Source organism: Microcystis sp. M_QC_C_20170808_M9Col, assembly GCF_007095495.1.
In the GTDB taxonomy this organism is placed as follows: Bacteria; Cyanobacteriota; Cyanobacteriia; order Cyanobacteriales; family Microcystaceae; genus Microcystis; species Microcystis aeruginosa.
In genome coordinates, this window is sequence record NZ_SFBZ01000100.1 from 1 (window position 1) to 3,256 (window position 3,256).

2 protein-coding genes, 1 tRNA gene and 1 pseudogene are annotated in these 3,256 nt (G+C 38.0%); 1 reads left to right on the forward strand and 3 read right to left on the reverse strand.

All coding sequences use genetic code 11. The annotated features are described in order from the left end of the window. Positions 1-421 precede the first annotated feature (421 nt). Positions 422-494: transfer RNA gene (locus EWV68_RS06300), tRNA-Ala, on the reverse strand. Positions 495-571: 77 nt separating this feature from the next. On the opposite strand from EWV68_RS06300, the gene trhO reads away from it, so the two are divergent. Continuing rightward, positions 572-1,384 (forward strand): oxygen-dependent tRNA uridine(34) hydroxylase TrhO, encoded by an 813-nt coding sequence (trhO, locus tag EWV68_RS06305; protein WP_287169222.1) that lies wholly within the window; start codon positions 572-574, stop codon positions 1,382-1,384. 48 nt (positions 1,385-1,432) lie between these two features. Here trhO and EWV68_RS06310 read toward each other — a convergent pair whose 3' ends face one another. Then, positions 1,433-2,974 carry a protein kinase domain-containing protein gene (locus EWV68_RS06310; protein ID WP_287169223.1) on the reverse strand — a complete coding sequence of 514 codons (1,542 nt, stop codon included), beginning with the start codon at positions 2,972-2,974 and terminating at the stop codon, positions 1,433-1,435. 57 nt (positions 2,975-3,031) lie between these two features. After that, positions 3,032-3,256: pseudogene (locus tag EWV68_RS06315) on the reverse strand (hypothetical protein); the annotation flags it as partial.

Here is a 3,256-nt window from a genome sequence, read left to right on the forward strand (position 1 = left end):
AGGGTGATGCAAGGGTTTTAAGAGATTCTAGCAGATTTAAGTGCATTTGGGAAGCTCTCAATCAAGCTAAAAGCCCTTTCCTGTAAGGTTTTTAGATTTATTCAGCAAACCCTAATTAACTAGGGTCTGCTGAAAAAGTTTTCCGTGGGGACAGGGTGTGGGGTGTGGGGTGTGGGGTGTGGGGTGTAGGGTTTTACCGATTTTGAGGGGGTCAATTACCTAATTTTCAGGGAAAAAGTCCAGGAAATTTCCCCCCGATCACTCCCATATCTGGTACTTTTTGATTGATAAAAGGTCTAAAAGTCTTACCCAACAAAGTTTTTAGATTTTTTCAGCAAACCCTAGCTAATTGTCTTCCCAAAAAGACTTGAGCTAATCACCAAGCAAAAGTGAATCAGTCAGGACTATGGGGGAGATGCTATGGAGGTTAGCGGACTCGAACCGCTGACATCCTGCTTGCAAAGCAGGCGCTCTACCAACTGAGCTAAACCCCCGATCTGGTTTTTGAGACACTCTCGTTATTATAACCTATAGTGAAAAATATTACAAGTTAATTTTTCCCTTGCCTGCCATGTCTTATCTAGTCGCCACTTTTTACCAGTTTGTGGCTTTGTCAGATTATCGTCAAAAACAGCCAGAAATACAAAAATACTGCCAAGAAAGAGGAATTAAAGGAACTATTCTTCTGGCAGCCGAGGGGATTAATGCAACGATCGCCGGGAACAGTCAAGCGATCGCAGAGGTGATTAGTTGGTTAAAAACCGATACTCGTTTAGCTAATCTAGAGGTGAAAGAGTCTGTTTGTGATTATTTGCCCTTTCAACGCTTAAAAATTCGCTTAAAAAAGGAAATTGTCACTTTTGGTCAACCCAAGGCTAATCCTCTCGAAAAAACAGGAATTCATCTCAAAACTGAAGAGTGGAACCAATTGCTGAAAGAGCCAGACGTGGTAGTTATCGATACGCGTAATAATTATGAAGTGGCGATCGGTACTTTTGCGGGAGCGCTTAACCCAGAAATCCAGCATTTTCGCCAATTTCCCGAGTATATTCACGACAATTTTGATCCTATTAACAATAAGAAAATAGCTCTTTTTTGTACGGGGGGAATTCGCTGTGAAAAGGCGGCAGCTTTTTTATTAAATCAAGGCTTTTCTCAAGTTTATCAGCTGGAGGGAGGTATTTTGAAATACTTAGAAGAAGTTAGTCCCGATCAGAGTCTTTGGCAAGGAGAATGTTTTGTTTTCGATCAAAGAGTGGCCCTAACAGCTAATTTAGAGGTAGGACATTATGAAATGTGTCCCGCTTGCGGTCATCCCATCGATGAAAAAGATAAACAATCCCCCAATTATCAAGCAGGAATATCTTGTCCCTATTGTAGTTGATTTTATCCTATCGTCCTGCTCCCATCTCGCTACTTTTCTAGGTTCTGGTTACTTTTTTTTGCGGATTTGTGTACCAGAAATCATGTCATGAAGGGTGCGTTTTTTCTTTGTCCAGGCTGCCAGTAAAAAGCCCAAATATAAGGGAGCAGTGGAGAGATATTTTAGTAAGTAGCGGCGATTTGCTCTTGCAAAAGATATGCGTCTTCCTTGGCTATCGGTGACGGATAAATCAAAAAACATTTTACCAATAGTGGCTTTAAAAAGATATTCTAAGAAAACATAATATAACCATTTAATAACTATTCCTAAACCGAGAGCAGTCAGGATGGCAATATGTTCGTGAGTAAAGTTAACTTTGGCTTGAATATTATAGATAATTGCTGCTATAAATAAAGCAAACCCAATAATTGTTGTTCCAGCTGCACTTAATCCTGCGGCATAGTAAACCCAGATTTCTTTGGGAATATCAAAATTAAGATTTAAATCTTGAAAAGTTGACCATTGTTGTAAGCGAAAACAGATATAACCACCTAATAAAGCGGCGATAATAATAACGATAAAAGAATCAATTAAAGAAGCTTTTAAACGGAGCCAAAACCCAGCATAACTGGAAGAAAGTAAATCGGGAATAGATACAGAATTCCGAATAAGAATAACTTGAGTTTTTTCGGGAGGAGAATTTTTAGTTTTTTTAGTTTGATGGGGATTGGCTTTAATATCAGTAATAATTTTTAGCAAAGTTTTGCTGTCTTTAGGTCGATCAATAGGTTTTTCTGCCATTAAATTATCGATAAAATCTGCTAATCGAGAAGGGATATTTGGGGCATATTTACGCCAATTAAATTCATTAGTATTAATATTATAAATTTTCGGGTCACTGGGTTCTTTACCGGTTAACAAAAAGACGAAAGTTTTGCCCAAAGCATAAAAGTCTGACTGGGGGACAGAGTGACCGCGAGATTGTTCGGGAGGAGCATATCCGGGGGTATAAATTCCTGTATTTTTGCCTCCTGCTAGGACGGTTTTAGTGACTTGTCGCGCCGCTCCAAAATCAATTAAAACTAATTGACCATCGGGTTTTAAGATAATATTAGAGGGTTTGATATCACGATGATAGAATTTATGTTTATGAACTTCGTGGAGAATATTAGCTAACTGAGTTAACCAATCACAAGCGAGATTATAATCAATCGGTTTAAATCCTCTTTGTTTTTGATATTCTTCTAAGTCAATACCAGCAATTTTCTCCATGACTAAACAGTGTAAAGCAGTTTGACTCTCCCGGGGATGATAAATAAAATAGTTTTCTCCTTTGGGAATACCGGGGTGATTTAATTGTTTTAAAAGATTGGCTTCCTGTTGAAATAAATCAATAGCTTTGCTGGAATCGTAGGTAAGAACTTTTAATACTTTGGGTATTTTATGTTCATCTATCACTTCATAGGTATTACCAAATCCACCTTTGGCACTCAATAAATTTGTGACTCGATATTTACCATTTAAAAGCAAGTCGGAACCACAGGATTGACAGTAACGACTCTCCTTGATACTTTTCGGTTTAGGACAATGAGGATTAATGCAAAAACTCATGGATTTTATTGGTAGAGTACAAAATAAACTTGATGATTAAAATATCCCCTGATATATTTAAGGTTTATTGCCAAGAAAAAAGCCGCGCAATCCCAAAGTTACCACGGCACTTAAAAAAGCTACAACCATGGGGATAATCAGGGATTTAAACCCTTTCAAGTCCGCAATATCTTTAACTAGGATTGCATAACTATCTTCGACTTTTTCCAGTCGTTTATCCATTGTTTCGACTTTCTGATCAAGAGTTTTAATATCTCCTTTGATTTCTGTGACTTCCACCTT

Excerpts from the sequence above, each read along its gene's own strand:
- trhO (WP_287169222.1), top strand. The coding sequence starts at position 572 with ATGTCTTATCTAGTCGCCACTTTTTACCAGTTTGTGGCTTTGTCAGAT.
- EWV68_RS06310 (WP_287169223.1), bottom strand. The coding sequence starts at position 2,974 with ATGAGTTTTTGCATTAATCCTCATTGTCCTAAACCGAAAAGTATCAAG.